General features: G+C 67.6%; 19 protein-coding genes. 11 read left to right on the forward strand and 8 right to left on the reverse strand.

Features of this window, described 5'->3' with window-relative positions:
* Positions 1 to 524: 524 nt before the first annotated feature.
* A complete protein-coding gene (locus tag XCC_RS21770; RefSeq protein ID WP_011039256.1) occupies positions 525 to 1,082 on the reverse strand; it encodes a hypothetical protein in 558 nt (185 codons plus the stop codon).
* A gap of 264 nt (positions 1,083 to 1,346) precedes the next feature.
* Between XCC_RS21770 and XCC_RS21775 the strand changes: the two genes are divergently transcribed.
* A complete protein-coding gene (locus XCC_RS21775) occupies positions 1,347 to 1,679 on the forward strand; it encodes a hypothetical protein (protein WP_011039257.1) in 333 nt (110 codons plus the stop codon).
* 532 nt (positions 1,680 to 2,211) lie between these two features.
* On the opposite strand, the gene XCC_RS21780 is transcribed toward XCC_RS21775, so the two are convergent.
* The 5 genes from XCC_RS21780 to XCC_RS21800 form a co-directional block, all read right to left on the reverse strand.
* Positions 2,212 to 2,502 (reverse strand): HigA family addiction module antitoxin, encoded by a 291-nt coding sequence (locus XCC_RS21780; protein WP_011039258.1) that lies wholly within the window; start codon positions 2,500 to 2,502, stop codon positions 2,212 to 2,214.
* A 168-nt stretch (positions 2,503 to 2,670) separates the two neighbouring features.
* Positions 2,671 to 4,908 carry an exodeoxyribonuclease V subunit alpha gene (gene recD, locus XCC_RS21785; RefSeq protein ID WP_011039259.1) on the reverse strand — a complete coding sequence of 746 codons (2,238 nt, stop codon included), beginning with the start codon at positions 4,906 to 4,908 and terminating at the stop codon, positions 2,671 to 2,673.
* Positions 4,905 to 9,023: an exodeoxyribonuclease V subunit beta gene (recB, locus tag XCC_RS21790; protein ID WP_011039260.1), complete on the reverse strand. Its 4,119-nt coding sequence runs from the start codon at positions 9,021 to 9,023 to the stop codon at positions 4,905 to 4,907. Before recB ends, recD begins: the two co-directional genes overlap by 4 nt.
* Complete coding sequence (recC, locus tag XCC_RS21795; protein ID WP_011039261.1) at positions 9,020 to 12,424, reverse strand: exodeoxyribonuclease V subunit gamma; 3,405 nt, start codon at positions 12,422 to 12,424, stop codon at positions 9,020 to 9,022. The genes recB and recC overlap by 4 nt, the downstream gene beginning before the upstream one ends.
* A 295-nt stretch (positions 12,425 to 12,719) precedes the next feature.
* Positions 12,720 to 17,834, reverse strand: coding sequence for a putative Ig domain-containing protein (locus XCC_RS21800; protein WP_420192181.1), 5,115 nt, complete (start codon positions 17,832 to 17,834; stop codon positions 12,720 to 12,722).
* Between the two features lie 361 nt (positions 17,835 to 18,195).
* Here XCC_RS21800 and XCC_RS21805 point away from each other — a divergent pair, with 361 nt between their 5' ends.
* The 4 genes from XCC_RS21805 to XCC_RS21820 all read left to right on the forward strand — a co-directional run bounded on the left by XCC_RS21805 (position 18,196) and on the right by XCC_RS21820 (position 20,520).
* Positions 18,196 to 18,741 carry a phage tail protein gene (locus XCC_RS21805; protein ID WP_011039263.1) on the forward strand — a complete coding sequence of 182 codons (546 nt, stop codon included), beginning with the start codon at positions 18,196 to 18,198 and terminating at the stop codon, positions 18,739 to 18,741.
* Between the two features lie 74 nt (positions 18,742 to 18,815).
* Positions 18,816 to 19,343: a phage tail protein gene (locus XCC_RS21810; protein WP_011039264.1), complete on the forward strand. Its 528-nt coding sequence runs from the start codon at positions 18,816 to 18,818 to the stop codon at positions 19,341 to 19,343.
* A gap of 60 nt (positions 19,344 to 19,403) precedes the next feature.
* Complete coding sequence (locus tag XCC_RS21815; protein WP_011039265.1) at positions 19,404 to 19,943, forward strand: phage tail protein; 540 nt, start codon at positions 19,404 to 19,406, stop codon at positions 19,941 to 19,943.
* A gap of 64 nt (positions 19,944 to 20,007) precedes the next feature.
* Positions 20,008 to 20,520: a GNAT family N-acetyltransferase gene (locus XCC_RS21820; protein ID WP_043877852.1), complete on the forward strand. Its 513-nt coding sequence runs from the start codon at positions 20,008 to 20,010 to the stop codon at positions 20,518 to 20,520.
* On the opposite strand, the gene XCC_RS21825 is transcribed toward XCC_RS21820, so the two are convergent.
* Positions 20,513 to 20,800, reverse strand: a complete 288-nt coding sequence (locus XCC_RS21825) for a DUF6916 family protein (RefSeq protein ID WP_011039267.1) — start codon at positions 20,798 to 20,800, stop codon at positions 20,513 to 20,515. The genes XCC_RS21820 and XCC_RS21825 overlap by 8 nt on opposite strands.
* 239 nt (positions 20,801 to 21,039) lie before the next feature.
* On the opposite strand from XCC_RS21825, the gene XCC_RS21830 reads away from it, so the two are divergent.
* The 6 genes from XCC_RS21830 (at position 21,040) to XCC_RS21855 (ending at position 25,255) form a co-directional block, all read left to right on the forward strand.
* Positions 21,040 to 21,834, forward strand: a complete 795-nt coding sequence (locus tag XCC_RS21830) for an ABC transporter ATP-binding protein (protein ID WP_011039268.1) — start codon at positions 21,040 to 21,042, stop codon at positions 21,832 to 21,834.
* Complete coding sequence (locus tag XCC_RS21835; protein ID WP_011039269.1) at positions 21,834 to 22,583, forward strand: MlaE family lipid ABC transporter permease subunit; 750 nt, start codon at positions 21,834 to 21,836, stop codon at positions 22,581 to 22,583. Before XCC_RS21830 ends, XCC_RS21835 begins: the two co-directional genes overlap by 1 nt.
* Positions 22,584 to 22,691: 108 nt before the next feature.
* A complete protein-coding gene (mlaD, locus tag XCC_RS21840; protein WP_011039270.1) occupies positions 22,692 to 23,234 on the forward strand; it encodes an outer membrane lipid asymmetry maintenance protein MlaD in 543 nt (180 codons plus the stop codon).
* Entirely contained in the window at positions 23,231 to 23,896 is a 666-nt protein-coding gene (locus XCC_RS21845; RefSeq protein ID WP_011039271.1) for an MlaC/ttg2D family ABC transporter substrate-binding protein, read from the forward strand. The genes mlaD and XCC_RS21845 overlap by 4 nt, the downstream gene beginning before the upstream one ends.
* Positions 23,886 to 24,179 carry an STAS domain-containing protein gene (locus XCC_RS21850; RefSeq protein ID WP_012439719.1) on the forward strand — a complete coding sequence of 98 codons (294 nt, stop codon included), beginning with the start codon at positions 23,886 to 23,888 and terminating at the stop codon, positions 24,177 to 24,179. The genes XCC_RS21845 and XCC_RS21850 overlap by 11 nt, the downstream gene beginning before the upstream one ends.
* 11 nt (positions 24,180 to 24,190) lie before the next feature.
* Positions 24,191 to 25,255, forward strand: a complete 1,065-nt coding sequence (locus tag XCC_RS21855) for an MlaA family lipoprotein (RefSeq protein WP_011039273.1) — start codon at positions 24,191 to 24,193, stop codon at positions 25,253 to 25,255.
* 156 nt (positions 25,256 to 25,411) lie between these two features.
* On the opposite strand, the gene XCC_RS22865 is transcribed toward XCC_RS21855, so the two are convergent.
* Entirely contained in the window at positions 25,412 to 25,684 is a 273-nt protein-coding gene (locus XCC_RS22865) for a lysozyme inhibitor LprI family protein (RefSeq protein WP_080663162.1), read from the reverse strand.
* Positions 25,685 to 25,802: the final 118 nt, after the last annotated feature.

Consider the following 25,802-nt stretch of genomic DNA (forward strand, 5'->3'; position numbering starts at 1 on the left):
CTTGCCTTGCACGCCTAACGCCTGGCCGTACTCGACCTGATCGCCAGCCTTTACGTGGAGTGGCGACATATGCCGGACACGGAGGATGACATCACCACCTTCCCGATCCAGCACATCTACCAACCCCTTTGACGTATTGACCGTACCAACAACGCCGGCAACGGGCGACGGAACATCCAGCGACCTTGAAGAAGGCCCAGAAGGCAACCTGGAATCCTCAAGCATGAAGTCCTTCTTCAACAATACCTGATCAGGACGAAGGCCATAGTCCTTACCTGCCTTGGAGACTTCGATCTCCTGGATTTCGCCACCAACCACTCCCAGCGTCCGACCTGCTTGACCGCCCACGACTTTGCCGTCGACCAGATGAGCATCACTGTTGCTTTTGGGATGGTGCGTAACTAACTCGTCGAAGTTTCCGACAGCCTCGTTGCGCTCACCTTTTTCCGCATCCCACTCAAGTTGAATGACGCGATAGGGGGTCTGCTGTTTAACATCCTGTGCTGCCATCTCCCAACTCCTTGTCAGTCCCTGAGATTAATCGCCCGTGTCAGGTACCAACAGCCCTGACGCTTCTCGAATACGTATGTATCTACTTCGTATTCCATACCGAAATTTACTTTACGACCTTCGTTAGCCGTCAGCTCTACGGAGACATGAGAGCCAACCTCACTTTTTGGCTCAGGCTTGCTTCTTCCTGCGGCTAGTTGATCGAATACTTTCGCATCCTTGAAGTACCGGTAGGGGAATAATTCAAGGCGAGAGGGGCCGGTTCGCTTGGAGATATGCGTATCTGGTGATGACTCAGTTTCTTCTTCAACCGTATGAGTCGGAACCTCGTACTCCAACGGGTCGTTAGTGAAACGGCGACGTGCGTCGTCATTGGCAACATCGGCATATCGCTGAAGAAACGTGTTGAAATCCTTCGAGGGACAAGCGACCGGAGCTTGCTCCTTGTGCTGACTCGGATGCTCGCGCTGCGACGCAACTGCCTGCGCAGGCGAAGTACATCCCGCCGTCGAGACACAAATCACTGCAGCAAAGGCGAGATATGGATTCAGGTGATAGGCGCCCATACTCATTATTTCTCCTTACTTCATGGCGGAGGCATCTGAAAGCCCCCCTTGGCGGGGCCGCAAGACGACCTCAGCTTACCCATAGCTCAAGCTGTTTGGTGATCTTCCAGCCTTTTTCTGTGCGCGCAAGGAAGTAGCGGGTAACGCGGTGAGGTTGTGTTTTTTCAGGGTATGAGGGGCGCTCATATTCGGCCTACCATTGTGCGGCCTTGACCTCCCGTACATCCCCAACCCGCCATCCTCGCCCCAGCCTCAACGGGAGAACACACGATGATGAAGTGGATGGGCACCGCGCTGGCCGCGGCATTGCTGGTGAGCGGTTGCGCCAAGGTGGAGGGCGAGAAGTTCGTCGGCCACTGGGTCAACGTGCAGACGCAGGAAGAGACGATGGACATCGAGCGCAATGGCGAGACCTTCATGGTCCGCAGCACCACGCCGAAGTTCTTCAGCCGCACCCCCAAGACCGAGAGCTACCCGGCGGTCTACAAGGACGGGGCGCTGCAGGTCAGCAACGATGGCGAAACGGTGAACTTCGCCATCGATGAGGCCAACGGCCACCTCAATACCGGCGGCGAGCAGTACCAGCGCGTGCCGACCAAGTAAGGCCGCCGCTGTCGCCAGCGCCCGCGTGCAGACCTTGACCGTCGCACGCGGGCGTTTTTGCGTTCGTGGGGTTGCCGGCCGCGCCGATCGGCCGGCGCCTGCCCCTTGAGGAAACGCCAAGCATGGCCCACCGCCCGTCGCTCCGCCTGCTCTCCCCTGCCATCCAGCGCGCGCAAGCCTTACAGTGCGCAGGCACGCCAGGGTCATGGCGCTGCCCGACCGATCAATCCAGCAACTACGAGGGTGTCATGAGCAAGGGGATGGACCAGAAAAAGAGCCAGAAGAAAGAGCCGGCCAAGACGCTGAAGGAAAAGCGCGCGGCCAAGCAGGAAAAGAAGGGCAAGTAAGCCGCCCGGCCTGCTACCTGGCAGACGAGGTCAGGTGGATCGCCTGACCTCGCGTTTAGGGTGACACCAGGCATCAGTGTGCGCGTTCCTGCCTGTGCACGCTCACGCGCTGCTACGCCATCGACAGGCCTTACAGGTCACTGGGCGTGCTCCGTTGTCAGCGTGACGTGCGAGACCCCCTCCCCTCAAGCCGCCAGCCGCTTGATCCGTGACGGCAGATCGCCCAGCGCGCGGTGCGCCTCTTCGAGCTCGTAATCGGCTTGCAGGCCCAGCCAGCAGCGCTCGGTCGTGCCGAACGCTGCAGCCAGACGCACGGCGGTGTCGGCGGTGATGCCACGCTTGCCCAGCACGATCTCGTTGATGCGGCGCGGCGGTACATCGGTGGCCCGCGCCAGTGCGTTCTGGCTGATGCCCATCGGCTCGAGGAACTCCTCAAGCAGGATTTCGCCGGGGTGGATGTTGGGTAGGACTGTCATGGACAGATGCCTCTTGCTCAGTGGCAATGATCGCCGCGATTTTAATGATTGGTGTCGCAGCTATTGCTGTCGGCGGCAGTTATTCGAAAGTTTCGAATAACTGCCTTTTGCTACAGCTCTTTGCCTGAGAACACTTTTCCCTGCCGCCATTGCGCCGGCTCGCGTCCATCAGAACAACGACCCCTGCACAGGCGTGACAGTGGGTGGTTCTGCTGTTTGCTCAACGGGTGCCGGCTGCATCTGCTCCCCACCCAACCGCCACGCCAGGCCGGAGATACGCGCGGCGTGCCGTGCGAGCGCTGCGCGCAGAGCTGCCTCGCTGCCGGCCAGGTGCAGGGCGCGGCGGGCGCGGGTGATGCCGGTGTAGAGCAGTTCGCGGCTGAGCACGCGGGCGTCGCGGGTGGGCAATTGCAGCCAGACGGTGTCGAATTCGCTGCCCTGGGCTTTATGCACGGTCATGGCGAAAGCGCTTTCGTGGGCGGGCAAGGCGGCGGGGTGGAAGCCGCGTACCTGGCTGTCGCCGTCGCCTTCGAACCAGGCGACCAACGGGCCTTGGGCACGGCGTTCGGCGACGGGGTCGGCGCGATTTGCGGTGCCGATGCTGTGGCTTGGGCCGGAAGACGCAGCTGCGTCGCTACGCGCTGTAACGGTGCTCGCGTCGCTGCGCTCCGAGGGAGCGTTTGTGTCGCTTCGCTCCGAAAAGGGACTCGCTTCGCTGCGCAGGCAGATGCCGACGTCGCCGTTGAACAGGCCGTGGCGGTAGCTGTTTTCGGTGATCAGCAGCAGGCGGCCCTGGAACCAGGGCGAGGCGCTGCCGAGGCGGCGGGCGCCGGAGCCGGATTCGGCCAGCAGTTGTTCGATGCGGGCGTTGAGGCCGCGCGCACCTTGCGGGCCGGCGCGTACGGCGGTGAGCAGGCGCAGGCGCGCGGCATCGCGCAGGGCGGCGGCGGGGTCGTGTGCATCAGCCAGCGCGCGCCAGTGCGCGAGCAGTGCGTCGCGGCCCAGGGCCAGCGGGTCCTCGCCGTCTTCGTGGAAGTGCACGCCGGCCAGTTCGCCGCTGCGTAGCAGGGCCAGGGCGGTGTCGGCGTCGCTGGTGCGAATGGCGTCGGCCAACGGGGTGAGTGCAAAGTTGTCTGCTTGGCGGTAGCCGCGTAGCAGGTGGACGCGGTGGCCTGCGAGGCCGCCGGTGTGGGTGTGGCTGATGGTGTGGCCGCCGGTCTGGATGCTGGCAGGCGTGCTGCCAGGGGGGGCGCTGCCGAGCAGCGGTTGCAGCGCGTCGGCGTCTTGCGGCTGCAGGGTATCGCCGGGGCCGGCGGCCTGCAGGATGGCGGCGAGCACGTCGCCGGCTTCCACCGAGGGTAGCTGGTCGGCGTCGCCGAGCAGGATCAGCTGGGTGCCGTCGGCCACGGCTTCGACCAGCTTGCACATCAGCGGCAGGTCGACCATGGAAGCCTCGTCGACGACGATCAGGTCGAATGGCAACGGGTTGTCGGCGGTGTGGCGGAACTGCGGGGAGTCCGGGATGACGCCGAGCAGGCGATGCAGGGTGCTGGCACCGGTGGGCAGGGCGTCGGCCAGGGCCGGGTCGATGCCGTTGGCGATGGCGCGCGCGACGGCGGCGCGCAGGCTTTCGGCCATGCGCTCGGCGGCGCGGCCGGTGGGTGCGGCCAGGGCGATGCGCGGGGCCGGGGTGTTGGATGCGTGTGCTTGGGCGATGCGCAGCAACAGCAGGCGGGCGATGGTGGTGGTCTTGCCGGTGCCGGGGCCGCCGGTGACCAGCAGCAGGGTGCGGCGTAGGGCGAGGGCGGCGGCTTGGGCTTGGTGGTCTTGGTGGTGGGATGGCTCGGGTGGGTTCGTGCCGTCTTGGTAGATGGATGGCTCGGGCAGGCCCGTACCCTCACCCGCCCTTCGGGCACCCTCTCCCTGGGGGAGAGGGGAAGCCTGGGGGAATAACTGCTCGAACAGCGGGGCTAGCGTGGCGGCGGCGAAGGGCGGCGGCGAATGGGCGGCGATGCGTTGCAGACCTAGTGCCAAGCGGCGTTCGTACTCGCGGTAGCGGCGCAGGTAGAGCAGGCCGTGTTCGAGGACTAGCGGGCAGTCGGCGGCGGCCGGCTCTTGCGGATTCGGTTGGTCGACCCAGCGCGAGGCGGCCAGGGTGCGTTGCCAGTCGGTTGGGTCCGGGAGCGCGGGCGATGGCCCCTCGCGCGCATCCAGCAGCATGGCGGCGCGGGTGGGATCCAGCCCTGCGTGGCCGCTGGTGACGGCCAGTGAGGCGAGTGCGGCGCCGGCCAACACCTGGGGGTCGGTGTCCGGGGCCAGGCGTTGCAGGCTCTGGGCGAAGGCCAGATCTAGCGTGCGTAGGGCGCCGGCCTGGTTGAGGGCGGTTAGGAGGTTTGGGTGGTTCATGGGGTGGGCGTTCCCGTGGTGGACGTACCCTCACCCCAACCCCTCTCCCGAGGGGAGAGGGGCTTTAAGGCGTCACTGGAAAGAGGCTCGGTGGGATTGCCGGCGAACAGGGCGTCCAGGGCTTGGACCAGCGCCGGATCGAAGCGCCAGGCGTAAATGCCAGGCACAGGCGTATTGGGTGCAGGCGTATCGGACATGGCGTCGCTGGCGGGGTCGGAACCGGAGACGGAGCTGGCGCCGTTGACGGAGTCGGAGTCGGAGTCGGAACCGGAACCGGAACCGGAACCGAGGATGGAGCTGGAGTCGGCGGCGGGGTTACGGGCCGCGTCCAGGCCGCGGCAGAACAGGTAGCGCACGCCGCCGAAGTCGCGGGCGTAGTCGTAGCTGGCACCCAGGCGGAAGCGCAGCCAACGGTGCAAGGCGATGGTGTAGATCAGCGCCTGCAGTTCGTACTCGCTGTGCGCCATGGCCCGCGCCAGGGCGTCGGGGTCGTAGGCCGGCAGGCGGTTGGATTTGTAGTCGAGCACGTACCAGCGCCCGTCCGCGCAGTAGGTGAGGTCGATCAGGCCGGTCATCAGGCCTTCCAGGCGTTGGCGCGCGCCGAAGGCCTGGCGCTCGGTGACCACGCCAAAGCGGTGCAGCAGCGCCAGCAGGGCGTCCACGCGGGTGGGCCGCATGGCGAAGTGGAATTCCATCTCGTTGCGGCGCTGCGGCTCGGGCACCGCGGCCAGGCAGGTGCCCTCGGGCAGGGTCACGGTGAGGGTGTGGCCGACCAGGCGGGTGAGCATGGCCAGGCCGTCGTCCAGTTCGTCCTGGGCGTAGCCGCCGCGTTGCAGCGCTTCGAGAATGGCGGCGGCCTGGCCCTCGGGCGCGGGCTGGCCGGGGCACCAGTTGCGCCAGGCGGCGAAGTCGCAGCGTTCGAACACATCGTGCATGGCCACGCCGAAGCGGTTGCCAGCAAAGCGGGGGTCGAACGCCTCCACCTCGGCGGGCGCGCTCACCGGCTCGCTGGCCGGCGGTTCGTCGCTGCCGCCACTGCTGGCGAGCGTGGCGCTGGCCATCGGGTCGCTGCCGGCGTCGGCATTGGCCAGCTGGGTGAAGCTGTAGACCCACCAGTCCGGCACCACGTGGCGCTGCGCCAGCCGCGCGGCGGGCACCTGCACCGCGTCGTCGGCGGGCAGGCGCGGCAGCGTGGCCGGCGGCGCGGTGTCGTCGAGGGCGATCACCCCTGCACCGGCGCTGGCCTGCAGTGCGGCCGGGTCGCGCAGCATCGGCGCCAGCGCGGTGCGCTCGTGCTGGTGGAAAGCACCGGTGGCGATCCACAGCGCGTGCTCGGCGCGGGTCAGGCCGACGTAGAGCAGGCGCGCGTCTTCGGCGCGCTGTTCGTGCTTCCACGCCGTCTCGGCGGTGCTCCAGCTGGCGGTGTCGTCGGCGCTCCATTTGGAGGTGTTCCAGTGCAGCTGGCGGCCATGCGGTGGCGCGTGCACCACGCAATGGCGGCCCGGGCTTTTATCGGCACGGCCAATGCCGATGTACGGCAGGAACACCAGGGGGTATTCCAGGCCCTTGCTCTTGTGCAGGGTGACGATCTGCACGCGGCGCGCGTCCGATTCCAGCCGCAGCTGCTGGGTCTCGTCATTGTCGTCGGCATTGGCGATGCGGCGTGCCAGCCAGTCGACCAGGCCGTGCGGGCCGAGCGCGCGGGTGTCGGCTTCCTGCAGCAGCTCGGCCAGTTGCAGGTAGTTGGTGAGACGGCGTTCGCCATCGACCAGGGCCAGCAGGCGTTGCCCATGCGTGGCCCCCAGATCGCCGACCAGGGCCAACGGGCCGCCGCGCTGCCAGCGTTCGCGCCAGTCCAGCGCCTGCTGCTGCCAGCGGCGATGACGCTCGCCGTCGTGTTCGAGGGCGGCAATGGCGGCGGCGTCTTCGCCGATCAGCACGGTGGCCAGCGCGGCACGCAGGCGGCTGTCGTCGCCCGGGTCGAGCAAGGCCTGCAGCAAGGCGAGCAGTTCCAGTGCTTCGTCGGTGGCGAACAGGCTCTGCTTGCCGGCCGCCACCGCAGGAATGCCCACCGCGCCCAGCGCTTGCTGGATGCGCGTGGCCTCGCCATGACTACGCACCAGCACCGCGATGTCGCCGGCCTGCACCGGGCGGCCGTTGATGCTGGCGCTGCCGTCGCGGCCACCGGCCAGCCAACCGCGGATGGCCGCCACGCAGGCAGCGGTGCACAGCTCGCGCGCGCGGCCGGCGCTCCAGGGTTTGGGTTTGCCTTTCGCGGGCGGTGGCGGCGCAGGCGCGCGCCACAGCGTCAGTGCCGGGGCCGCGGCGTCATCGCGCTGCAGATCGGCGTCGCTGCGTTTGGTACCCGGCTGCACCGGATGAAACGCGATGCCCTCGGTGAGGAAGGCCTCGGCATAGCCAGCCTGCGCGTACAGCGCGTCGATGGCCGCCAGCACGCCGGGGCGCGAGCGGAAGTTGTGCTCCAGCGGCGGCGCGCGTTGTGCGGTGGTGGCCGCAGCCAGATAGGTCTGCACGTCGCCACCGCGGAAGCCGTAGATGGCCTGCTTGGGGTCGCCGATCAAGGCGAGCAGGCGCGGCGGCGGGGTGCCGGCAGCGTTGTCGAAATCCGCATCATCGTCCGGCGCGAATGCCGCGCCGGAGGCACCGTGCTCAGGCCCGAACACGCGCGAGAAGATCTGCCACTGGCGGTCGTCGGTGTCCTGGAATTCGTCCACCAGCGCAATGGCGTATTGCGCGCGCAGCCGCTGCACCAGCGCTTCGGCCTGCGGGCCCTGCAATGCGCGAGCGACGCCATCGACCAGGTCGTCGTAGGTTTGCACGCGGCGCTGGCGCTTGCGCTGCGCCAGCTGCAGCACGGCATCGTCGCGCAGCGCATGCAGCAGGCGGATGCGGCGCTGCCCTTCCCACTGGCGCACCACTGCATCGGCCTGTTGCCACACGGCGAGCGCGTCGAACAGCGGCGAGCACGGCACGCGGTCGTGCGCGCCGTCCTTGCAGAATTCGCGCAGGCGCTGCGGCAGCAATTTGTCCAGATGGCCGCCGTCGTCCAGCACCCAATGCGCCTCGGCACTGCCCTGCCACAGTTGCTCGAAGGCCTTGTCGAAACTGGGGCGGCGCGCGCGGCGGCCATCGAAGATCTTGTGCTCGAACGCGGCGGCCACCGCGTCGTAGGCGGTATCGCCATGCGCACGCAACGCGGCCACCACGGCCTGCGCGGCGGCCTGGCGCGCGGGCTGCGGGTCCGGCGTTGGTGCGGCGACAGCGGGCAGCAATTCGGGCTGCTGCACCAGCGCGCGCAGGTCGCTGGCCAGGGCGGTGGGGCCGGCCGGCCACAGCGCCACCAGATCGGCGGCCATGGCGGCATCGGCGGCGCGCTGCCGCCACAGGTCGGCGGCCACCTCGCCGAGCAGTTCGCGGTCGTTGGCCAGCAGTTGCGGCGCGGCAAAGGCCTGGCCGCTTTCCAGCGCGTGTTCGCGCAGCACGCGCGCGCAAAAGCCGTGGATGGTGAAGATGGCCGCCAGGTCGATTTCTTCCACCGCCTGCTGCAAGCGGCGGCGTAGCGCGGAGGGAGTCTCCGTGCCGGTGGCCAGGTGTGCGGTGAGGATGGCGCGGGTGAGGACGGCGTCGGGTGCGGCCGGGGCGTGTGGTTGCGGGGGTGTCTGCGCTGGCGGGTGCGACAGGTGATCGCTAGGTGCGGTCGCGGGCAGGACCATGTTGATCGCAGACGATGGCGCATCGCTCGCCTGCGTCTGGGTGGGTTCGGTCGCGGCCAAGGCCGCTCCTACACCAGCCGATGAGGCGTCGGGCAGCAGCGTTGTCTGCGCTTCGGTTGCGGCCGCGCCTGCGCGGGCGTCGGGGACCAGGGTGGCGGCCAGGGCCAGGCGCTCGCGGATGCGGCGGCGCAGCTCCTGGGTGGCGGCTTCGGTAAAGGTCACCGCCAGGATCTGGCCGATGCGCAGCTGCCGCTCCACCACCAGCCGCGTAAACAACGTGGCCAGGGTGAAGGTCTTGCCGGTGCCGGCGCTGGCCTCGATCAGGCGCACGCCGTGTAGCGGCAGGTGCAGATATGGGTCGGTCACGGGGCTGTTGCTCATTCGGCGTCGTCCTGCGCGCCACGCCACTGGCGCCAGCTCTCGATCACGCGCGCGGGATCCAGCGGTGCCGGCGCGCTGCCGTCTTCGAGCAGCGCGAACAGCTGATGGCTGGTGCGGGCGAAGTCAACGAACTGCTGCGCATCACCGAACGGGTCGCGGCCACGGGTGACCAGGCGCAGCTCCGGGCTGTGCGATTCGCTCCAGCCGAAACTCGATTGCCACTGGCCGTGCGCGTCCTTGATGGCCTTGTCCAGTTCGTCGTTGCGGGCGGCCTGGTGGTATTTCCAGCTGCTGTACGGCGCGAACGCCAGCGGCGTCTGCAGGCCTTGCCGGTACAGCTGCAGCAATTCGCCCAGGGCCGCGCGTGCCTGCGTCTGCGACAGCGGCTCGGGGTCGATCGGATGCGGGCCCAGGCTGTCGTCGTGCTCGAAGAAACGCACGAACGGCACGCGCTCGCCGGCCGCGCGCAGCAGCAGCCATTCCAGGCCGTCGCGAATCGCGCTGCGGCCGCTGAGCGCGCCCACCTGCACACGCCCTACCCCGTTCGCATACCACCCGGGCACGCGGCCGTGGACGTTGGTACCGTCGATCTCCACCTGCAGCCGCTGCGACTGCGCCGGTGCCTCGCCACGCCACTGCCGAAATACGTCGGCATACGGGCGCAGCTGACGCAGGCGCTCATCGAGCTGGCGCCGCCCCAATGGGCCCGATGGCAGCAGTGCGCGCGCACGCAAGCGCTCGTACAGGCCGTCGGCATCGCCCGCCAAGGCGGCTTCGAACACCTGCTGCTGCAAGCCGTACTGCTCCAGCCCGCGGGTGGGCGCCAGCAGCGGCTCCAGGTCGCTGTCTTCGCCAGCCGGGTCCGGCAGCCGCATGCCCAGGCGATGGCGCAGGAACTGCCCGGCCGGGTCGGCGAACAGGCGGCGCAGGTCGTCGATCGAGACACTGGCCGGCAATACGCTGGCGTCGGCCGGCAACGCACCGGCCACCCACGGCGCCAGCGGCTGGCGTTGCCCGGCCAGGCTGTCTACCGCCGGCCGCCATTGCCGGCGGTAGCTGAAACGGCGCGGGTCGGCACCGTCTTCGCCCACCGCACCAAACGCGGCGGCAGCGAACGGCTGCAACGGGTGGCGCACCACCAGCGCATCGATCGCCTTTGGATCGGCGTGGTACTGCGCGGCGCTGCCCAGCAGCTCGCTCACCAGCACCGAGGGTTCGCGCACCGTGCCATCGCGCGCATCGGCACCGAGATAGCTGAGATAGAACACCTCCTGCGCGGAGGCGAACAACTGCAGGAACAAAAAGCGATCGTCTTCGCGGGTGGAGCGGTCGCCATGGCGGCGGCGCTCGGTGCCCAGTTCGGCGGTGAGGCGATTGAGCCCGGCAGCCGGGTCGCGGCGCGGGAAGTCGCCATCGTTCATGCCCAGCAGGCAGATGGCGCGGAACGGCAGCAGGCGCATCGGCACCATGCGGCCGAAGCTGATGCCGCCGGTGAGCAGCGGCGCGCGCGTGTCCGACTCGCCCAGCACCGCGGCAAAGTGCGCACGCACCACCTCGGCTGGCACGTTGCCGGCGTACTCGGCGCGCACCGCGTCGCGGGCGAACTGGTCGATCAAGGTACGTAGCCGCTCCAGCGCGCGCTGCGCCCGCGGCGCCGAGGGGGCGGCCGGGATCAGCGCCTCCAGCAGGCCGAGCAGGCATTCGCGCCACTGCACCGGCGTCATCGCCTCGGCCAGCGCGGCCTGGTGGCGATCGAGCACGCGCAGCAGCCGCAGCAAGGTGTCCAGCGCGGCCAGCGCGCTGCCTTCCAGCTGCGGCCAGGGCGCCACGCCGTCGATGTCGTCCTCGGCACCGCTGGCATGGCCGAGCAGCAGGCGGTCCAGCGCAAAGCGCCAGGTGTAGGCATCGTCGCCAGGCGCCTGGTGCTGGCGCCGGTGCACCGCATCCAGCCCCCAGCGCGCGCCGGCGCCGTGCAGCCAGCCACGCAGGCGCTCCAGCCCGGCTTCGTCCAGCCCGGCGGCCTCGGCGATCGGTGCACTGGCCAGCAGGTCCAGGATCTCGTGCAGGCCAAAGCGCGAAATCGGCAGGCCCAGCAAGGTGAGGAACACATCGGCCAACGGCTCGCTGGCCAGCGGGCTGGCGTCGGCCAGTGCGTACGGCAGCCCGTCATCGCTGCCATGGCCACCGAACACCGCGTCCAGATACGGCACGTACGGGTCGATGTCCGGCGACAGCACCGCGATCTCGCGCGGCTGCAGCGGCGGGTCGAAGCGCGCATCGTCCAGCAACGCGCGCAGTTGGTCGTGCAGCACCTGCAGCTCGCGCAACCGCGTGTGGCAGGCGTGCACCTGCAGGCTGGGGTCGTGCAGGTTCACCGCCGGCAACACGGGCGGCACGGCCGGGGCGTGGCGATGGAACAGGTCGCTCTGCATGCGCCGCAGCAGGCTGTCGCCCAGGCCACCCTCGGCCAGCGTGCGACGGCCGGCGTCCAGCGGGTCGGCGTAGGCGGCGATCTCGGCCAGCGGGTGCACCACTTCGTAATCGCCGACCAATGCCATGAAATCGCGCCCGGCCGCGCCCCAGGCCTGCAGCAACGGGTTTTCCTGCACCTGCTCGGCGAACAACGCCACCGCCCCGCCCTCGCGGCGGCGCTGCCACAGCGTCTGCAGATCGCCCCAATAGCCTTGCGTGGGCGTGGGCAGATAGAAATGCAGCGTACCCACCCGCGCCTGCGTGGCCAGCACGCGCAGCACGTCCGGGGACACATTGAGGATGGCGAAGGCAAACAACCGCTTCGGCAAACCCTGCGGCAGCGGGCCGTCCGGGCGCGCATAACGGTCCAGATACTGGCCGATGCGGCGCGCACGGTACTGCCGCCCGCCGGCGATGCTGCGCCACAGCCGCGCCTGCGGGTCGTCCGCGTCGGCACCGCTTTCCCAGCGCAGCAACCAGTCGCGCCGCCAGGCCTGGTATTTCTCGAACACGCTGCCCAGCTCGCCGGCCAGCGCCCACGGCTTGAGCGCATCGCCATCGGCCAGATACCCGGCCAACGGCGCCAACGCCGCATCGCTGCCCAGCTCGCCTTGCAGGGTCTGGTACAGGCGCCACTGCGTGGTGGCCATGTCCAGGTCGTCGTCGGCCGGGCCGAGATTGCGCTCCAGCGCGCGCGCGACGAATTCGCCGGGCGTGAGGAATTCCAGATTCGCCGCCACCCCGTGCTCGGCCGCCAGCGTGGACTGCAGCCAGCGCCGCATCGCCACCTGCGGAATCAGCACCACCTCCGGCTGCAACACCGGTTGTTCCGGCACCGGCCGGCGCAGTTCTTCGGCGAGCAAGGCGGCCAGGGTATCCAGCGCGTTGGACGGGTACAGACGGAAATCGGGCGCGGACGTGGCATGCATGCGTGCGGCATTGTGCCGGATGCAGGCGAGATGCGCAGTCTGGGGAGGCGTATGCGTGCATTGCGCACTGCGCCCCGCAGAGCGCAATGCACGTTGCCTGGTGCGGTCGCTACATCGCCACTGCAATGATCGCTGTCATGCCCTCTGTATGGACCTACAGCGCTGCACCACTAGTCCCGGCGACGGGCATACCCACTCGCCGGCTGCACGCTCCTAAGCGACGCACCCGACAAACGCGAAGGACCGTACATCTGCACGGCCCTTCGCATTGCTCACTGCCCGTCGACAGACGCGATCAGTATTTCTTTTCCAGGTTGATCATCCAGGTCTGATCGTTGCCGCTGTCGCCGTCGGTGATGCCGCGGTATTCCAGCCGCGTCGACAAGCCTTGTTCGGTCAGCAAGGCCGCACCGATACCGACCATCAGGCGGTTGCGATCGAACGCGTTCTGACCGGTGCGATACACCGGGCCACCGATGATGTCGGCATAGCCCAGCGTTGCGTCGCCGCGGCCCTGGAAGTCGCGCTGATACTCCACGCGGACCTGCGGGGTCAGGCGTCCCCAGGCCACATCGCGGCGCCATTCCAGGCGCAGGCCCAGGTTGCCGGTGGTGGTGGCCACATCCATGTCGTCATAGCGCAGCGCGAACGGCGCGATGCCATCTTCGACGTAGCCATCCAGGGTTGCCCGCGCCACATCCACCCGCGCATACGGGGTGATCTGCAGATTGCCGCGTTGCAGGTCTGCACCGCTGGACAGCGAGGCGATCCACTGCTTGCCGTCGCGGCTGCCTTCGGCCATCGAAGCGTCGTCGGTGACGAAACGACGCAGGTCGTAAGACAGCAACTGATAACCCACCAGGGTGTCGAAGAAAAACGCCTTGCCCGGATGGAAGCTGGCATACAGCGCCATGGTGTAGGCGGTGGCCTTGGAGTGGCTGCCGTTCCTGCCTACATCGCTGTCGTCGCGGCCCCAACCCAGGCCCGCACCCACTGCCAGCGACGGCGCCAGCCGGTAGTCCGCACCCACGCTCAAGCCATCGGTCTGGAAGTCCACGCCGTTGGTGTTGGCCTGCCTGTCCAGGCTGCCGGAGCGGATCGCACCGCCCACCCACAGGCCCAGGTCGCCCTGGCCCTGCGCACCGCCGGTGCCGCCGGTCGCCATCGCTGGCGCATCGCGGAACTCGTTGTCGGCATCCTGGGTGTCCGGGCTGCACGGCTGCGCGCTGATGCCGCGATCGGCCTGGCGGCAATGCGAGGTCGGCTGGAAGGTCACCGCATTGCTCAGCGTGCTGCCGCCACGGTGGGTGGCTTCCAGACGGCGCTGGAAGTTGTCGATCTGCGCCTTGGCGAAGCGCCGCGTCGACTCGGACTGCGCATCGATCAGGCCACGCACTTCCGCATCCACACTCGGGTCGCGCCGCGGCGCCACGGTGAAGGTCACGCTTGCCGCCGCCGAGGTGGCGAACGCGTTGGACAAGGTGAACTGCACGGTGGCCTGACCGACGAAAGCCGGGTTCGCCACGAAGGTCAGCATGAAGCTGGGTGAAGAAGCCTGCGCAGTGGCCGCAGGCACAAAGCCGGAAGTGCGCGCCGCTGCCGCCGCTGCACCACCCACCTGGGTGATGGTGGCGGTCCCGGCCGAGGCCGGCAGCACTGCGACCACCGCGGCGGCCACGAACGGCCCGCCGGTGGCATCACGGGTCAGATCGACCTGCGAGGCCGCACCCGGCACCGCCTCGGCGGTGACCGACACGGCGATCGGGCGCGCATTGACGGCGATGGTCACCGTTGCTGCGGCCGAGGTTCCACCGCTGCCGGTGACCGTGTAGCTCACCACATCGGTGCCGACAAACCCGGCCGCCGGCGTGTACACCAGCTCCAGCCCATTGACCGCGGCGGTGCCGTTGGTCGGCGCGGTCGCAATGGCGATCGCAGTGATGTTGCCGGTGTCGTTGGCGGTCACTGGCACCGTCACCGCCGCATCGCTCATGGTCGCTGCGGTATCGGCCACGGCAACCGGGGCCGCCGTGCTCACCGTGAAGGTGTACGCCTGCGTCGCAGTAGCGTTGCCGGCATCGGCCACCGCGATGGTGAAGGACGTGCTGCCTTCGGCGGTGGGCGTGCCTGACAACACGCCGTTGCTCGCCAGCGTCAGTCCGGCCGGCAAGGTGCCGCTGGCAACGCTGTAGGTGTACGGCGCAACACCACCGGTGGCGGTCAACACCTGGCTGTACGGCGTACCGCGCACCGCTGGCGGCAGCGTGGGTTGACTAGGTACCAACGTGGCGCCGGCAATGCTCAGCGTGTAGCTCTGGTTGGCCTGCGCGGCCGGGCTGGGCGTGCTGTCGGTGACAGTCAGGGTGAAGTTGAACGTGCCAGACACCGTTGGCGTACCGCTGAGCGTGCCGGTCGCAGCGTCCAGCACCACACCGCTCGGCAATGCGCCCGCGGTCAGTGCATAGCTGTACGGCGCAGTGCCGCCGGTCACCGGCGAAATCGCCGCCGTGTAGGCCTGCCCCGCCGTACCGGCCGGCAAGTTGCTGGCCGGCAAGGCCAGGTTCGGGCTGGCCACCGTCAGTACATAGGCCTGCGACGCGGTGAAGTTGTTCGCGTCGGTCGCCGTCACGGTGAAATTGAAGCCGCCTTCCACCGTCGGGTTACCGGACAGCGTGCCGTTGCTGGCCAAGGTGAGGCCAGCTGGTGCACTGCCTGCGTTCACCTCATAGGTGTACGGCGCGGTGCCGCCGCTGGCGGTCAGTACTTGGCTGTAGGCCGTGCCGCGGGTTGCAGCCGGTAGCGCAGTGGGCGCGACCACGATGACAGGTGCCGCAATGCTCAGCGTGTAACTCTGGCTGGCCTGCGCAGCCGGGCTGGGCGTGCTGTCGGTGACAGTCAGGGTGAAGTTGAACGTGCCAGACAGGGTCGGCATGCCGCTGAGGCCGCCGGTCGCCGTATCGAGGACAACGCCGTTGGGCAATACGCCGGCGCTCAGTGCATAGCTGTAGGGCGCGGTGCCGCCGGTGGCAGGAGCAATCGTCGCCGCGTAGGCCTGCCCCGCCGTACCTGCCGGCAAGCTGCTCGCCGGCAACGCCAGGTTCGGGCCGGCCACCGTCACTGCATAGGCCTGCGAAGCGGTGAAGGTGTTTGCATCGGTCGCAGTCACGGTGAAGTTGAAGCTGCCTTCCACCGTCGCGGTGCCGGACAGCGTGCCGTTGCTGGCCAGGGTGAGGCCAGCCGGCACGTTGCCCGCGCTGACGGCATACGTGTATGGCGCGGTTCCGCCGCTGGCGCTGAGCGTCTGGCTGTAGACCGTGCCGCGCGTGGCCGCCGGCAGCGCAGTGGGCGCGACCACGATGACAGGTGCTGCGATGGTCAGCGTGTAGCTGCGGCTGGCCTGCGCCGCCGGGCTGGGCGTGCTGTCGGACACGGTCAGGGTGAAGTTGAACGTGCCCGCCACGGTCGGCGTGCCGCTGAGTCCACCGGTCGCCACGTCCACGACCACACCCGTCGGCAACGCACCGGCGGTCAGTGCATAGCTGTAAGGCGCGGTGCCGCCCGTGGCGGGCGTGATCGACGCGGAGTACGCCTGCCCGGCGGTACCTGCCGGCAAGCTGCTTGCCGGCAACACCAGGTTCGGGCCAGCCACGGTCAGGCTGTAGGCCTGATTGGCGGTGAAGCTCCCCGCATCGGTGGCGGTCACGGTGAAGTTGAAGCTGCCTTCCACCGTTGCGGTACCCGACAGCGTGCCGTTGCTGGCCAGGGTGAGGCCGGCCGGCAATGCGCCACTGGCGAGTGCGTAGGTGTACGGCGCGGTGCCGCCACTGGCGCTCAGCGTCTGGCTGTAGGCAGTGCCACGCGTGGCGGCCGGCAGCGTGGACGGCGCAACCACAATCGGCGGCGCGGCGATGTTCAAGGTGTAACCGCGTGTGCCCTGCGAGGGCGTGCCGCTGGTGCTGTCGGTGGCGGTCACGCTGAAGGCAAAGCTGCCCACGCTGCCGGGGGTGCCGGTCAAGGCGCCGCTGCTGCCATTGAGCGTGATGCCCGCCGGCAGGGCGCCGGCAGTGACGGCGTAGGTATACGGCGGAATGCCGCCGGTCGCTGGGTTGAGCGCCCCCGAATAAGCCTGGCCTGCAGTGCCGGCCGGCAAGCTGGTCGCCGGCAAGGTCACCGTCGCGCCGGCCACGGTCAACGTGTAGGCACGGTTGCCGCTGGTGGGACTGCCGCCGCTATCGGTAGCGGTGGCGGTGAAGTTGAAGCTGCCGGTGGCCGTGGGCGTGCCGGACAGCACGCCGGCAGCGCTCAGGGTCAGCCCGGCCGGCAACGCACCGGCAGTGACGGCGAAGCTGTACGGCGCGGTGCCGCCGCTGGCGCTCAGGTTCTGGCTGTAGGCGCTGCCCGCGGTCGCCGCCGGCAGCGATGCCGGCCCGACCGTCACCACCACGTCGTCGTTGAGGATGGTGCCGGCGCCGGTGGCGCGCGCGATGCTTGCGTTGCTGGCACCGGACAGGCCGACGCTGAAGGTCTCGTTGGGTTCGAGCGCGGTATCGCCGTTGACGGTGATGGCCACGCCTTGCGCGGTGGTGCCGGGCGCGAACGTCAGGGTGCCGGAACGCGCGACATAGTCGCTGCCGGCGGTGGCAGTACCGTCGGCGCTGGCGTAATTGACCGACACGGTCTGGCCGCTGGCCGCGCTCAGGGTCACCGTGAAGGTGGCCGTGGTGGTGCCGCTGTTGCCTTCGTTGACGCTGACGTCGTCGATCGACAGCGAAGGCAGCGCATCGTCGTTGACGATGGTGCCCTGGCCTTGGGCGTCGCTGACCCCGGCGCCGCTGACGTTGCTGACGTTGACGAAGAAGGTCTCGTTGGGTTCGCTGAGCGTGTCGCCGTTGACCAGCACGGTGAAAGTCGCGCTGCTACTACCAGCGGGGATGGTCTGCCCGGTGAGGCTGGAGGCGACGTAGTCCACGCCTGCGATGGCTGAGCCATCGGCGGTGGCGATATCGAAGCTGGCGCCGCCGGCACCGGCCGGCTGGCTGAGCGAGACGGTGAAGGTGGCATTGCTCGTGCCGGCATTGCCTTCATTCACCGAGACGTCGTTGATCGACAGCGTCGGCTGGCTCGGGGTGATGGTGATGTTGACAGTGATGATGTCGCTCCGGCCATCTTCTAGCGGGAACGTATCGCTGGTGGCGTTGTCACCGTTATGGGTGTAGGTGACGATCTGCGTGCCCTGGGCGCCGCTTGGGTTGGGAACGACGATCGTGCCGTGCGCAGGTTGCACACCGTTCCAGCCAACGCCGATATCGTCTACCCCCGTGCCATCGCAGGTCGTTACGTCGATCTGTACCGAACCGCCCTGCACCACAGTGGCGTTCAAGGTCGGGCAGTAGGTCGAGGCTTGCGCCATCGCCCAGCCTGGTGCCAAGAGCGTCATCGCGAACAGGACAAACATCACGACCAAACGTGCGCGGCCGCCGGTGGCGTCCGCTAGAAACCTACGCTGCTTGTTCACTGTCCACACCCCTGGAGCGCGCCATCCCCGGCGCCGGCAACGATCCTCGTGCCTGAAGGCAACGCCGCCCTAGAGATTTTCCCCTTCGGCATTGCGAGCGTATTTGAACAGGAACTGACTGACGAATAAACAATGAAAACTTAATACTTCATTCCAGTTCTAGATATTCCAGGCTTGCTCAATCAGAACTGGACAAGTATCTGTACGAATGACCCCGACACGCGGTCGGTGTTGCACTTACGGGAAGGAAATCCGCATGAGCGAGTTTTTCATGGGTCAGATCATGATGACCGGCTTCGTTTTCGCGCCAAAATATTTCGCGCAGTGCAATGGGCAGTTGCTGCCGGTCAACCAGAACCAGGCGCTCTTCAGCTTGCTTGGTACGCGTTTCGGCGGCAATGGAAGTACCACCTTCGCGCTGCCGGACATGCGCGGGCGCACCCCGGTCGGCTTTGCGCCATCTGCAGATCCGGCCTGGCAACCTTCGCCGCTACCGATGGGCCAGAACTCCGGCGCCGAGAACGTTTCGCTGCTGCCCGACAACCTGCCAGCGCACAACCATTCGCTGGAGGGTTCCAGCGCTGCGGGCAACAACCGTAGTCCCAGCGGCCGCTCTTTCGGCACCAATGCCAGCACGACCGGTCCGGCCACCGCGCTGTATGCGGCGCCGGGACCCCTGGTGGCAATGAATCCAGCAACCGTGGCTCAGGCCGGTGGCAGCCAGCCGCATCCGAACCTGCAGCCGTACACCACGCTCAATTTCTGCATCGCGCTGTCCGGCATCTTTCCCTCGCGCAGCTAGCGCGGCGCCTGCATTTCATAAACGCAGCGTGCCACCGCCGCGGGGCAGCGCGCCCATCGACCAGAAAGGACACCATGGCCACTCCATTCATCGGCGAGATCCGCATGTTCGGCTTCGGGCGTACTCCGCAAGGCTGGCAGGCCTGCGACGGCAGCCTGTTATCGATCTCCGACTACGAGGTGCTGTTCATGCTGATCGGCAACACCTACGGCGGCGATGGGCAGAACACCTTCGCGGTACCGGATCTGCGCGGGCGCGTGCCGCTGCATCAAGGCCAGGGCCCGGGCCTGAGCAACTACGTGATCGCCCAGACGGCTGGCACCGAGTCAGTTGCACTGACCGGACTGCAGTTGCCGGCGCACACACATACGTTGGTGGCCACAACCGCTGCCGCGACGGCCACCGCGCCGTCCGGCCTATTGCCTGGCACAGTCACCGGCGACGTGTTCTACGCGACCGACACCACCGGTGCCACGGCAGCGCCGATGGCCACGCAGTCGACCACGATCACCGGCGGTGGCCTGGCGCACGAGAACACCATGCCGACCTTGACGGTGCAGTACTGCATTTCCACTGTCGGCATTTTCCCGCAGCAGAGCTGAGCCCATTCACCGCGCCGCGCTCGGTGCGGTGCCTGCACGTTCTATAGAAGGACCGCGTTCATGACCGAACCCTATATCGGCGAAATCCAGCTGTTCGGCTTCGATTTCAATCCCGTCGGCTGGGCGTTGTGCAACGGCGCCACGCTGCCGCTGCAGCAGAACACCACGCTGTACTCGCTGCTGGGCATCGTCTATGGCGGTAACGGCACGACCACGTTTCAACTGCCTAACTTCTGTGGACGCGCCGGCTGCGAGCAGGGGCAGGGCCCGGGACTGAGCAGCCGGCAGTTGGGCAATAGCTTCGGCACGGCCGCCGTGAGCCTGTTGCCCACGCAGATCCCGCCGCACCAGCATGGCGTCAGCGCGTTCACGCAACCGGATTCGACCAAGAAAAGCGGCACGCCCGCCAATGGCGCAGCGCTTTCAGCGCTGGGCGGCAGCACAGCACGCCCGTTCGTGACGGTGACACAACCCGACACCCAGTTCTCGCCGGCGGCGCTGCTGCCAACCGGCAACGGCCTGGCCCACCAGAACCAGCAACCGTATCTGGCGGTGAATTTCTGCATTGCGTTGTCTGGCACCTATCCACAGTTCGATTGACGCCATGCAGGGCGAAGCTTCCGCGACTCCAGCGAGCGTGCATCCGCAAGCAGAATGCGAGCGCATGCCTGCACTGCTTGCGCACCGCATCACACTGCGCGCCGAACACGACACCGATGTGCCTTGGCTACGCAATCTCTATGCCAGCGCACGCAGCGACGAACTGGCGCACGTCCCCTGGCCGGAGACGACCAAGCGCGCGTTTGTGGATCAGCAGTTCGCGCTGCAGCGCACGCATTATCGGCAGCATTATCGCGACGCCGACTTTCTGATCGTACAGACGCCGGACGAACGCATCGGCCGGCTGTATCTTCAACGCGCAGCCGTGCAGCACGTGCTGGTCGATATCAGTTTGTTACCGCATTGGCGCGGCAGGGGCGTGGGCACCGCATTGATCATGCATGCGCAGGCGTTGGCGCAGGCCGCAGGCTGTGGCGTGGCATTGCACGTCTTTCATGCCAATCCTGCGGCGCGCCGGCTTTATACGCGCCTGGGCTTTCTCGCAGGCGACGCCAGCAGTACCCACCTTGCGATGCACTGGCAGCCCGCCGAGAGGGCGGCCACGCCGCTCAGTTGAATATCGCCTGATACAAAAAGCCGTCGCGCTCGCGTGCTACCGGCACAAGAAATACCCCGACCTCGCCCAGCCGGCTGTGCCGCAGCTGATAGATCTGCTGCGGAAACAGAAACGCCGAACTGTTGCGGAACAGCAGCGAGAACGGCGCCCGGTGCACCGCCTGCGTGGTCGGAAGCGGGCGTGCCTCGACCAGCACGAAGGGAATCTCGCCGTCGTTCAAGGCAGCAGAGAAGTTGTCGTTGACGCTTCCTGCGAAGTGTTCCAGGGTCAGCAAATCCATCTGCACGCTCGGGCTGGCTAAGGCGGCTCCATCATCTACGTGCAGGCATACCTCACACAACGTAGCCATGTACGAACCCCGTGCTGCGTCACGCTCGTGAGACGGGGCGTTGCAGTTGTGGGGGCGTTGGCCATCTGCCTGCGGTACAGGCGCATGCGACAATACTGCACGCACCGGTTCGGTTATGTTCAGCCGTGTGACGGTTACTCTATCGCGTTGGAATTCTGTTAAAGGCTGCAATGACGGCGTCCGAATCCCCTGTCGTGCAATTGTCCGGTGTCCGCATCGATCGCGGCGGACGCGCGATCCTGCGCGACGTGTCGCTGGATGTCCCGCGCGGCAGCATCACGGCCGTGCTCGGTCCCTCCGGCAGCGGCAAGTCCACCTTGCTGGCGGCACTGACGGGCGAATTGCGCCCGGTGGCCGGCCGCGTGACCTTGTTCGGCCAGGAAATTCCGCGCGGTAGCCGGGCGCTGCTGGAGATGCGCCGCAATGTTGGCGTGCTGCTGCAGGGCAATGGCTTGTTGACCGACCTGAGCGTGGCCGACAACGTCGCGCTGCCGCTGCGCACGCATACCCGCCTGCCGGCGCCGGTGCTGCAGCGCCTGGTGCAGATGAAGCTGCATGCGGTGGGCCTGCTGGCCGCGGCCGATGCCTGGCCGCGCGAGTTGTCCGGCGGCATGGCGCGGCGTGTGGCACTGGCGCGCGCGCTGGCGCTGGACCCGCCGCTGATGATCTACGACGAGCCGCTGACCGGGCTGGACCCGATCGCCTCGGGCGTGATCATGAGCCTGATCCAGCGCCTCAACGACAGCCTGGACCTGACCAGCATCATCGTCAGCCACCACGTGCACGAGACGCTGCCGATCTGCGACCAGGCGGTGGTGATCGCCAATGGCGGCATCGTGTTCGCCGGCACCCCCGAGCAGCTGCAGGACAGCACCGACCCGCTCGTGCAGCAGTTCCTGCACGGCCAGCCGGACGGCCCGATCCCGTTCGATGCGGCGCCGCGCCGCGACCGGAGTGCCGCCTGATGGCCATTGCCGAATCGATCCGTGCCTTCGGCCGCGCCGGGCTGTTCTCGCTGACCGTGCTGCGCGGCTCGCTGCCCACACGCGACTTCATTGCCGAGCTGGTGCGCGAGATCTACAAGGTCGGCGCGCGCTCGCTGCCGATCATCGCCGTGGGTGGCGCCTTCGTCGGCTTGGTGCTGACGCTGCAGGGCTACCGCACGCTCACCACCTATGGCGCCTCCGATGCGCTGTCCACCTTGCTCGGCCTGTCGCTGTACCGCGAGCTGGCGCCGGTGCTGACCGCGCTGCTGTTCATTGGCCGCGCCGGCAGTTCGATCGCCGCCGAGCTCGGCCTGATGCGCGCTACCGACCAGATCAAGGCGCTGGAGCTGATGGCCATCGACCCGATTGCCAAGGCGGTGGCGCCGCGGTTCTGGGCCGCGGTGCTGACGGTGCCGTTGTTGACCGGCGTGTTCTGCTCGCTGGCCATTACCGGCGGCTATTTCGAAGCCGTCCACGTGCTGGGCATCGACAATGGCACCTTCTGGTCGGGGCTGAGCAACAGCGTGGATTTCTGGGACGACTTCGGCGTGGCGATGCTCAAGTCGGCGATCTTCGGCGGTACTGCTGCGCTGGTGGCCGCCTACGTGGGCTTCCATGCCGAGCCCACCATCGAAGGCACCTCGATCGCCACCACGCGCGCGGTGGTCAACGCCTCGCTGCTGGTGCTGATGTTCAATTTCGTGCTGTCGGCCATGTTGTTCCGATGATCCGCCGCTCTTCTCGCACCCGCCCGCAACATGCGGTGTGTGGACCCACCGAACCATCCGCTCCGATCCGCGTCGGGGCACCTGCACCACCAGGAGTGAGATAACCCCATGGCCATGCGTGGACCACGACTCGAATTTGCCGTCGGCGCGTTTCTGCTGCTGACCCTGGCCTCGCTGCTGGTACTGGCGGTGGCCTCGACCAACCAGCGCTGGGGCTTTGGCTCCAGCCAGTACACCCTGATTGCGCGCTTCAGCCAGATCGGCCAGCTGCGCCCGCAGGCGCCGGTGAAGATCGGCGGCGTCACCATTGGCAAGGTCTCCGACATTAGTCTGGATCCGACCAAGTTCGATTCGGTGGTGACCCTGTCGCTGGACACCAAATACAAGGATCTGCCCGCCGACACCTCGGCCGGCATCTTCACCAGCGGCCTGCTGGGCGAGAGCTATATCGGGCTGCAGCCGGGCGGCGACCCGGAGACGCTCAAGCCGGGCGAAGAAATCGGCTTCACCCAACCGGCGGTGGATCTGCTGCAGCTGGTCGGCAAATACATGTTCAGTGGTGGCGGCGGCAGCAGTAATGCCCCCGCTGCCAACGGCCAGGCGCCCGCGCCTGCGCAGCCCGCCTCCCCCTCTACGGAACCAACCCCATGAAGACCACCCTGCTCTCCGCTGTCCTGGCCTCGACCCTGCTGGTGTGCGCACCGGCCACGGTGCTGGCACAGCCGGCCACCTCCAGCGCGCCTGCTGCCCAGGGCGCGGCCACCAAGACCGTCATCGACAGCAGCACCCGCATCCTGTCCACGCTGGATCAGCGCCGCGCCGAATTCCGCGGCAACCCGGCCGCCCTGCGCCAGTACATCAATGGCGAATTGAACAAGGCCTTCGATCGTGATTACTCGGCCCGCCTGGTGCTGGGCGTGCACGGCCGCGGTGCCTCCGATGCGGACGTCAAGCTGTTTGCCGATGCGCTGGCCGAGAACCTGATGCAGCGTTACGGCACTGCCCTGTTGAACTTCGAAGGCAAGCCGACCTTCCGCGCCAAGTCTGAAAGCGCGCTGCCGGGCAACCGCGGCGTCAAGGTTTCCACCGACCTGCTGCGCGCCGGCAACGACCCGACCCCGGTCGACTACCTGATGCGCAACAGCGGCGGCCAATGGAAGATCTTCGACGTGATGATCGAAGGCATTTCCTACGTGCAGACCTTCAAGACCCAGTTCGACGGCCCGCTGCGCGAAAAGGGCATCGCCAAGGTCGCGGCCGACCTGCGCAGCGGCAACCTGCAGGTGGGTGCGACACCGGCCAATGGCCAGTAACGACCAACTGCAGCGCAACGGCGACACGCTGGCGGTAAGCGGCGTGCTCGACCGGGCCGCGGTCACGGATCTGTGGCCGCGCGCGCTCGCGCAACTCGCTGGCGCCCGCACGCTGGATCTTTCCGGTGTACAACGCCTGGACAGCGCCGGCGTGGCGATGCTGGCCGAACTGGCCGCGCGCCTGCGCAGCAACGGCAATGGCACGGTGGTGGGCAAGGCGTCCGGTCTGGACGAATTGTGCGCCGCCTACCGTTTGTCGCCCTCTCTCGATTTTCAGGCCTGAGTGCCACCCCCATGAATCAGTTCCGCTCCCTTTCCCTGTTGGCCTGCCTGCTGCTGGGCGCCTGCGCGAGCCAGACGCCCAAGTCTGCCCCGCCCGCCGCCGATGCTGCTGCCAGCGCCCCCGACACCGCGGTGCGCGACGATGCCGGGGTGACCGCGCAGCCGGCCGCGGCCGGTTTCGCCGCGCCCGACGCCCTGCCGGCCACTGCGGCCACTGCGGCGACTGCACCGGCCGAACCGGCCAGCAGCGCTGCCGACAGCGGCACGCCTGACGCGCCGACCACGGCCGAAGATGATTTCGACGCCTTGTACGGCTCCACCGCGCCGCAAGCCGGCGGCGCAGCCGCAGGCCCGGCCCTGCCTGGCGGTGCCCCGGCCTACGACCCGTGGGAGCGCTACAACCGCGGCATGCACCGCTTCAACCTGGCGGTGGACCGCGGCGTGGCCCGGCCGCTGGCGACCGGCTACACCAAGGTGGTGCCGCGCCCGGCGCGCCTGGGCGTGACCAACTTCTTCGACAACCTGGGTTCGCCGCTGACCATGGTCAACCAGCTGCTGCAGGGCCATCCGGTCTACGCGGTGCAGACCCTGGGCCGCTTCGTGATGAACTCCACGCTGGGCGTGGCCGGCCTGTTCGACCCGGCCAGCGCCGCCGGCATCCCGCGCCGCAGCGAAGACTTCGGCCAGACGCTGGGCGTGTGGGGCTGGCGCAACTCGCGCTACTTCGAGCTGCCGCTGTTCGGCCCACGCACGGTGCGCGATACCTTGGGCCTGGGCGGCGACATTCCGCTGTCGTGGGTACGCCAGGTCAACGATGGCGGCGCACGCTTCGCCCTGCAGGGCCTGCAGCTGGTGGACACCCGCGCGCAGCTGATGTCGCTGGATTCGCTGCGCGACCAGGCCCCGGACGAATACGCCCTGACCCGCGATGCCTGGATGCAGCGCCGCAACTACCAGATCACCCGCGACCTGCGCAGCCAGCGCAAGGAAGACGGCGAGCTGCCGGAATACCTGCGCGAAGACAAGGACAGCACGGTCCCGGTGGACGCCATGCCGATCCCGCAGTGGATTCGCTGATGGGTGGGTGAGTGGTTTGCTGGAAAATATAAAAAAGCCCGGGAGCGATCCCGGGCTTTTTTGTTGTGGCGCATGCCGCCCTGATCCGCGTGGTACATGCGGCGTGTTGGTACCGATGCCTTCTGCGTTTAAGCAGGCGTTCGTTCCACGGCGCCGCTATTTACCGGACCGCAGCGCCGGTTCGGGCATGACGGAAGGAGTGCGATCGGCGTAGGTGAGGTAGCTCTTCCATAGATCATGGGAGCGCTGATCGTTGAGATCGACGCGACAGCTCGCCGCTTTCGCCAGCGCGACTGATGCGGTGCCCCACAACACACGCACATTACCGCATTGCCTTTCGCTGTAAGTCCGCCAGGCAGCTTGCGCTGCATCGAACGCATCGGCTGACAGACCAAAATCTGTCAGCGCCCTTGTGCCTGCTGCCTGCAGATAGTCGTCGAGGTGTGCCTGCGACTACGCAACCTCTTTGGTCCAGCAGGCATTGCTCTGCGCAGTTGTCGCCAGGTCCACACATAGGTCAGATGCATGTGCTGAAACGCAGTAAAGA

The sequence above is a fragment of the Xanthomonas campestris pv. campestris str. ATCC 33913 genome (genome assembly GCF_000007145.1).
Lineage (GTDB): Bacteria > Pseudomonadota > Gammaproteobacteria > Xanthomonadales > Xanthomonadaceae > Xanthomonas > Xanthomonas campestris.

Coding starts and splice junctions, on each gene's coding strand:
- XCC_RS21770 (WP_011039256.1), bottom strand. CDS start 1,082: ATGAGTATGGGCGCCTATCACCTGAATCCATATCTCGCCTTTGCTGCA.
- XCC_RS21775 (WP_011039257.1), top strand. CDS start 1,347: ATGATGAAGTGGATGGGCACCGCGCTGGCCGCGGCATTGCTGGTGAGC.
- XCC_RS21780 (WP_011039258.1), bottom strand. CDS start 2,502: ATGACAGTCCTACCCAACATCCACCCCGGCGAAATCCTGCTTGAGGAG.
- recD (WP_011039259.1), bottom strand. CDS start 4,908: ATGAACCACCCAAACCTCCTAACCGCCCTCAACCAGGCCGGCGCCCTA.
- recB (WP_011039260.1), bottom strand. CDS start 9,023: ATGAGCAACAGCCCCGTGACCGACCCATATCTGCACCTGCCGCTACAC.
- recC (WP_011039261.1), bottom strand. CDS start 12,424: ATGCATGCCACGTCCGCGCCCGATTTCCGTCTGTACCCGTCCAACGCG.
- XCC_RS21800 (WP_420192181.1), bottom strand. CDS start 17,834: ATGGCGCAAGCCTCGACCTACTGCCCGACCTTGAACGCCACTGTGGTG.
- XCC_RS21805 (WP_011039263.1), top strand. CDS start 18,196: ATGAGCGAGTTTTTCATGGGTCAGATCATGATGACCGGCTTCGTTTTC.
- XCC_RS21810 (WP_011039264.1), top strand. CDS start 18,816: ATGGCCACTCCATTCATCGGCGAGATCCGCATGTTCGGCTTCGGGCGT.
- XCC_RS21815 (WP_011039265.1), top strand. CDS start 19,404: ATGACCGAACCCTATATCGGCGAAATCCAGCTGTTCGGCTTCGATTTC.
- XCC_RS21820 (WP_043877852.1), top strand. CDS start 20,008: ATGCCTGCACTGCTTGCGCACCGCATCACACTGCGCGCCGAACACGAC.
- XCC_RS21825 (WP_011039267.1), bottom strand. CDS start 20,800: ATGGATTTGCTGACCCTGGAACACTTCGCAGGAAGCGTCAACGACAAC.
- XCC_RS21830 (WP_011039268.1), top strand. CDS start 21,040: ATGACGGCGTCCGAATCCCCTGTCGTGCAATTGTCCGGTGTCCGCATC.
- XCC_RS21835 (WP_011039269.1), top strand. CDS start 21,834: ATGGCCATTGCCGAATCGATCCGTGCCTTCGGCCGCGCCGGGCTGTTC.
- mlaD (WP_011039270.1), top strand. CDS start 22,692: ATGGCCATGCGTGGACCACGACTCGAATTTGCCGTCGGCGCGTTTCTG.
- XCC_RS21845 (WP_011039271.1), top strand. CDS start 23,231: ATGAAGACCACCCTGCTCTCCGCTGTCCTGGCCTCGACCCTGCTGGTG.
- XCC_RS21850 (WP_012439719.1), top strand. CDS start 23,886: ATGGCCAGTAACGACCAACTGCAGCGCAACGGCGACACGCTGGCGGTA.
- XCC_RS21855 (WP_011039273.1), top strand. CDS start 24,191: ATGAATCAGTTCCGCTCCCTTTCCCTGTTGGCCTGCCTGCTGCTGGGC.